This window comes from Candidatus Methylomirabilota bacterium (assembly GCA_035709005.1).
Taxonomy (GTDB): Bacteria; Methylomirabilota; Methylomirabilia; order Rokubacteriales; family CSP1-6; genus 40CM-4-69-5.
This window is the reverse complement of record DASTFB010000065.1, coordinates 1-6,075: the sequence shown is the minus strand read 5'-3', so window position 1 is coordinate 6,075 and position 6,075 is coordinate 1. Positions and strand designations below refer to the sequence as shown.

The following is a 6,075-nucleotide window of genomic DNA, read 5'->3' as shown; positions in this document are numbered from 1 at the left end:
GCCGGCATCGCGAAGGCCCTGGGCGAGACCACCGGCGACCGGCGCTTCGCCGACTACTTCAAGTTCGCGCTCGAGGGCCGGCGCGAGGTCTACATCCAGCGCCTGCTCGACACCTCGACCACCACCGCGGGCTACCGCCTGGCCGACATCATGGCCGGTCGGTACGGGCCGCCCGGCGGCGCGCTCATGCTGTTCCGCACCTACCCCCGCATCCCCTTCTGGGAGCAGGTGCACGACAGCGAGCCGTTCCACACCGACACCGGGCGCCTGCACGCCTACGCCGACGTGCCCGAGGCCATCGAGTACGGCGAGAACTTCATCGTCCACCGCGAGGGACCGGAGGCCACGCCCTACCTGCCCAACGTGATCGTCACCGCGAACCCCCATGTCCGGCCCCAGGACTACGGGATCCCCCTCACCGCCGAGCACTGGGACGCCCGCACGATCCGCAACGTCAAGCTGCCGTGGTCGCAGGTCAAGTCGACGAGGAACTTCCTCTGGGAGCGGGGCTTCCGGTTCTACTGCCTGACCCCCAAGACGCGCCACCGCGTGCACTCCAGCTGGTCCAACGTCGACTGGCACATGCTCTACGACTCCAACTTCGGCGACCCGTACCGGCTCGACCGCCGCTCGCCGTCGGTCGGCGAGCACCAGATCCACCTGAACCCGAAGGCGGCGCGCGACCTCGGGATCAACGACGGCGACTACGTCTACGTCGACGCCAATCCGGCCGACCGCCCGTACCTGGGGGCGAAGCCGGGCGACCCGTTCTACAAGGTGGCGCGCTGCATGCTGCGGGTGAAGTACAACCACGCCTACCCGTACAACATCGTCATGATGAAGCACGCCCCGTTCATCGCCACCGAGAAGAGCGTGCGCGCCCACGAGACCCGCCCCGACGGCCGCGCGCTGTCGGCGAACACCGGCTACCAGGCGAACCTCCGCTACGGCTCCCAGCAGTCGGTCACCCGCAACTGGCACATGCCCATGCACCAGACCGACACGCTCTTCCACAAGGCCAAGGTCTCCATGAGCTTCATCTTCGGCGGCGAAGCCGACAACCACGCGCTGAACACGGTCCCCAAGGAGACGCTGGTCAGAATCACCAAGGCGGAAGACGGCGGCCTCGGGGGCATCGGCGTGTGGGCGCCGACCACGACGGGGTTCACGCCCGACAACGAGAATGCCTTCATGAAGCGCTACCTGGCCGGCGACCTCTACCGGAGGGCCTGATCATGCCGTTCGCCGATCCTGATCCCAGCGATCCTACCGTCCTCGTCGGGGTCAGCCTCCCCGCGGAGGGCGACGCTGCCCGCGACATGGCCTGGGTCTTCGCCGAGGAGTTCGCCCGCCTGGGCTTCAATGGCCCGCAGATCCTTCGCCTGTTCCGGTCGCCGTTCTACGCGGGCGCTCACCAGGCGCTCCGGCAGCTCGGGGAGGCCGAGGTCACGGCCATCGTCGCCGAGTGCGTGAACGTCTTCGGCCGGCATCGGGGGGACTAGCCTATGGCCCACGTCCACAACTGGCACCTCGGCCGCGAGATGGCCTTTCCCTATCAGGCGGCCTATCCTGAGCGGCAGTTCGCGTTCGTGTTCAACATCAACCGCTGCATCGCCTGCCAGAGCTGCACCATGGCCTGCAAGTCCACCTGGACCTTCGCCAAGGGCCAGGAGCACATGTGGTGGGCGAATGTGGAGACGAAGCCCTACGGCGGCTACCCCATGTTCTGGGACATGAAAATTCTGGAATTGCTCGACCGGGCCAATCCCGAGGGCCGGGGCTGGACAGGCGCCCTCGGCGACGACCGCCGGGCTCCCTGGGGCCGCTTCGAGGGACGCACGATCTTCGAGGCCGAGCGGATGCTGACCCCCGACAGCGCCCGCGTCCTGGGCTACCTGCCGACGGACGAGGAGTGGAACTCGCCCAACATCTATGAGGACAACCCGGTGGGCACCCGGGGGGTGCCCGGCGAGTACCACAAGACCGGAGAGGCGCTGCCCGAGCACAAGACGTGGTTCTTCTATCTGGCCCGGATCTGCAACCACTGCCAGTATCCGGCCTGCCTCGCCGCCTGCCCGCGCAAGGCCATCTACAAGCGGCCCGAGGACGGCATCGTGCTCATCGACCAGGCCGAGTGCCGGGGCTATCGCAAGTGCGTGGAGGCCTGTCCGTACAAGAAGTCGATGTACCGGGGCAACACGCGGGTGTCGGAGAAGTGCATCGCCTGCTATCCCCGGATCGAGGGCAAGGATCCGGAGAGCGGCGGCGTGCCGCTGGAGACGCGTTGCATGACCGCGTGCATCGGCCAGATCCGGATGCAGGGCCTGGTGAAGCTCAACCGCGACGGGACGTGGGCCGAGGACCGGCAGCATCCGCTCTATTACCTCGTCCACGTCGCCCGGGTGGCCCTGCCGCTCTACCCGCAGTTCGGCACGGAGCCCAACGGGTACTACATCCCGCCCCGGTGGGTGCCGCGACCCTATCTGCGCCAGATGTTCGGTCCCGGCGTCGACCAGGCCATCGAGCGTTACGAGAATCCCGATCGGGAGCTGCTGGCCGTGCTGCAGCTCTTCCGCCGCTCGAATCGCATGATCTTCGGCTACAAGGTCGTCGAGGGGCCGAAGACGTACGAGGGGACGCTGCGCGGCCGCGAGATCACGCTGTACAACGACACGGTAATCGCCTATGGCCGGGACGGCGAGGAGCTGTTTCGGACGACCGTCGACGAGCCGATCCACGTCCGCGGGAGCCAGCATGCCAACTCCATCTGAGAGCGCCGGGCTCGCGCCGGATGATCTGGCCCTGGCCCGGAGCGCGCTCTGGGAAGCGCTCGCGCTGGGGTTCCGGCCTCCCACGGGAGAGACGATTGCCCGGCTGGCCTCGAGCGCGGGAGCCCTCGCGCTGGCCGACATTGCCGCCGTGCTCGATTTCGTCGCCGGCCGCGACGGCCTGGCGCCGCTCGCGCTGGCGCTCGCCGTCGAGCCGCCGACCACGGTGGCGGAGCTCGCCCTCGCGTACGGGCGGCTGTTCGGACACACGGCGCGCGGCGCGGCGCCGCCCTACGAGACGGAGTACGGTGAGGACTCGCTGTGGGCGCCCCAGCGAGAGATGAGCGACCTCGGGGGCTTTTTCCGGGCCTTCGGCCTCCGCCTCGACACGGCGGCCCGCGAGCGTCCGGACCACATCGCCTGCGAGTGCGAGTTCTTGCTCATGCTCGCCCGGAAGGAGGCGCGCGCGCTGGCCCTGGGCGATGAGGCCTCGCGCGCGGTGACGGCCGGCGCCGCGCGGCTTTTCCTGCGTGACCACGTCGGGCGCTGGGCGCCCGCGTTCGGAACGGCGCTGGCCCGGCTCGACCGCGACGGCTTCTACGGGGCGCTCGGTGGGTTGCTCGCCAGCTTCGTCGCCACCGAGTGCGCGCGCGCGGGCGTCGCGGCCGGGCCCGGGCTGCTCCGTCTGCGCTCCGCAGAACCGGACGACACGCCGGCGGGGTGCGGGCCGGCCGGGGTGAGGGCGGGCGCATGAGGGCGCGGCAGCTCGATCCGGAATTCGAGCCGCGGCTCGTCGAGGCCGCGGTGCTCGCCGCCATACGCGGGCATCGTTCGGCACACCAGTTCCATGCCGAACGCGACACGCTGTACGAGGTTGTCGAGCTCGAGCCCCGCGAGGCGGCGTTCGAGGCGCTCCACGCACGCTGGTTCAGGCGCCTGGGCCTGGACCGGCCCCTGCGGGGCGCCCTGGCCGAGCAGCCGGGGATCGCGCCCCGCTGCGGCCGCTGGCTCGTGGTACTGGCGCGAAGCCGGCGGGACGAGACGGCCGATCTCCTGGTCGGCTCCGATGTCGGCCCGACACTCTTCCTACAGGTCACGCCGGAGACGGTGGCGGCGCCGCAACGGCTGTGGCTCCTGCTCCGTCGCGAGCTGCGCCACGTCGCCGACATGCTCGACCCGGAGTTCGGCTACGAGGCGACGCTCCCGCCGGGCGGGGGTGGGAGCGCGCGGGAGCGCGTGGTGCGCGACAGCTACCGGGTGCTGTGGAAGGCCTGGGTCGACGGGCGCCTCGTCCGGCTGGGCAGCCTGCCAGCGACGGCCCGGGCCGAGCGTCTGGCCGACTTCGCGCGCGCATTCCCGCAGCTCGGGGCCGATGCCGAGGCGGCGTTCGATCGCTTCTTCGACGCGCAGCACTTGACGCATGCCGCGCTCGTCGCCTTTGCCGCCGGCGGGGCGGAGGGCGCGCGGCCGACTCGGTGTCGCCTCTGCGATCTGCCGACTCGCGCCCTCGAGCCGGCGCCCGCGACACTGCCCGGCGACGTCCTGGCAGCGATCGGCCGGGACTTTCCCTGGTGGCGCCCGGCTGACGGCCTGTGCCGGCGCTGCGTCGAGCTCTACGCGGCGCGTACCCCCGCTCACAGCAGATAGACGGACACGTAGAGCACCGGCCACAGGGCGAGCACGACGTGCCAGTAAAGCGCGCCCGCCTCGAGGCAGGTGTCTGGCGGAGCGCCACCGTCGTGGCGAGCCAGCTCAGCGCGGCCAAGACGTGCGCGGCATGGGCTCCGCAGCACACATAGAAGCGCCGTCTCATTTTTTGGCTCTTCCGGAAATCGTGTGGGTTCGTGACCGGCTCCGTCTATGCTCCGATCGACCGAAAGGAGGATCGGAGCGATGCGCGACGTCGAACTTTATCGGGCGATGCTGGGGCTGACCCCGCCGTGGACGGTCGTCAATGTCGAGCTCGACGTGAAGGGGCAGCGGGTGGTCGTGCAGGTGGAGGCAGGGCCGGGGCCATTTATGTGTCCGGAGTGCGACAGCACCCAACCGCGGTACGACGGCAAGCCCCGGCGCTGGCGGCACCTGGACACCATGCAGTTCACGACCTGGATTGAGGCCGACGTGCCCCGCGTGAACTGTGGGCAGCACGGCGTAAAGCAGATTCGGATCCCCTGGGCCGAGCCGGGCTCGCAGTTCACGGCGCTGTTCGAGCGGCTCGCCATCGACCTGCTGCGGGAGTGCTCGGTGACGGGGGCCGGCCGACTCCTCCGGATTACCTGGGACGAGGCCTGGGGCATCAAGAGGCGCGCGGTGAGGCGCGGCCTGGCCCGGCGTGGCCAGGAGGTGGTGGCCCGGCTGGGCGTCGACGAGAAAGCCATCGCCAAGCGGCATCGATACTTGACCGTGGTCGCCGACTTGGAGCGGAGCCGGGTGCTGTACCTCGCCGATGACCGCAAGCAGGAGAGCCTGGACAGCTTCTGGCCCACGCTGACGCCGGCGCAGCGCGACGGCATTACCGCGGTCGCGATGGACATGTGGGAACCCTACGTGCAGTCGACCCGAGCCCATCTGCCCGCGGCCGAGGCGAAGATCGTCTTCGACAAGTTCCACGTGGTCAAACATCTGCACGACGCCGTCGATCACGTGCGGCGTGGAGAGCACCGCACCCTCAAGCGGGCGGGCGACACGCGGCTCACCGGGTCTAAGTACCTTTGGCTCATGCGGCCCGAGGCCATGACGTCGGCCCAGCGCGAGGCCTTCCGGGCCCTGCACCGCGAGGATCTCAAAGTCGGCCGAGCCTGGGCGCTCAAGGAGCGCTTTCGCACGTTCTGGGCGTATCGCTCCCCGGGGGCCGCCCGCAAGTTCTTCACCCGCTGGTTCTGGCGGGCGACGCATAGCCGGCTCAAGCCCATGGCGGCCGTCGCCAAGCTGATGCAACGGCATCTGCCGAACCTGCTCACCTACGCGCGCCACGGCCTGACCAACGCTGGGCTCGAGGCGGTCAACGCGGTGATCCAGTGGGTGAAGAAGACGGCCCGAGGCTTCCGAAATGCCCAGCACTTCAAGATCGCGATCTACTTCCACTGTGGAGGTCTCGATCTCTACCCACACGAAACCCGGTAGAGCCCTTCTTATTATAAGGCGCACCTTGTCCTTATACAGGGTACGCTCGCGCATTGCGGCGTGCCATGCGCGCGAAGCGCGTCCGCTGGATTGCGAAGTTATCCGTCATCTGTGCGTTCGAGCCTCGGACACGGCGCCATCACTGTCACGTCACGGCTCGATCCTGACTTCGATCGTCCCAAGG

6 protein-coding genes are annotated in these 6,075 nt (G+C 69.3%); all 6 read left to right on the top strand.

The features are described from left to right. A partial coding sequence (locus VFR64_10290) for a nitrate oxidoreductase subunit alpha (GenBank protein ID HET9490126.1) occupies window positions 1-1,233 on the top strand: 1,233 nt, incomplete at its 5' end. Window positions 1,234-1,235: 2 nt separating this feature from the next. After that, on the top strand, window positions 1,236-1,502 hold the full coding sequence (locus VFR64_10285) for a hypothetical protein (GenBank protein HET9490125.1): 267 nt from the start codon (window positions 1,236-1,238) through the stop codon (window positions 1,500-1,502). 3 nt (window positions 1,503-1,505) lie between these two features. Continuing rightward, window positions 1,506-2,771, top strand: a complete 1,266-nt coding sequence (locus tag VFR64_10280; GenBank protein ID HET9490124.1) for a 4Fe-4S dicluster domain-containing protein — start codon at window positions 1,506-1,508, stop codon at window positions 2,769-2,771. Beyond that, on the top strand, window positions 2,755-3,522 hold the full coding sequence (locus VFR64_10275; GenBank protein HET9490123.1) for a molecular chaperone TorD family protein: 768 nt from the start codon (window positions 2,755-2,757) through the stop codon (window positions 3,520-3,522). Before VFR64_10280 ends, VFR64_10275 begins: the two co-directional genes overlap by 17 nt. Then, window positions 3,519-4,415 carry a hypothetical protein gene (locus VFR64_10270; protein ID HET9490122.1) on the top strand — a complete coding sequence of 299 codons (897 nt, stop codon included), beginning with the start codon at window positions 3,519-3,521 and terminating at the stop codon, window positions 4,413-4,415. The genes VFR64_10275 and VFR64_10270 overlap by 4 nt, the downstream gene beginning before the upstream one ends. Window positions 4,416-4,661: 246 nt before the next feature. Beyond that, window positions 4,662-5,891, top strand: a complete 1,230-nt coding sequence (locus VFR64_10265) for an ISL3 family transposase (protein HET9490121.1) — start codon at window positions 4,662-4,664, stop codon at window positions 5,889-5,891. Window positions 5,892-6,075: the final 184 nt, after the last annotated feature.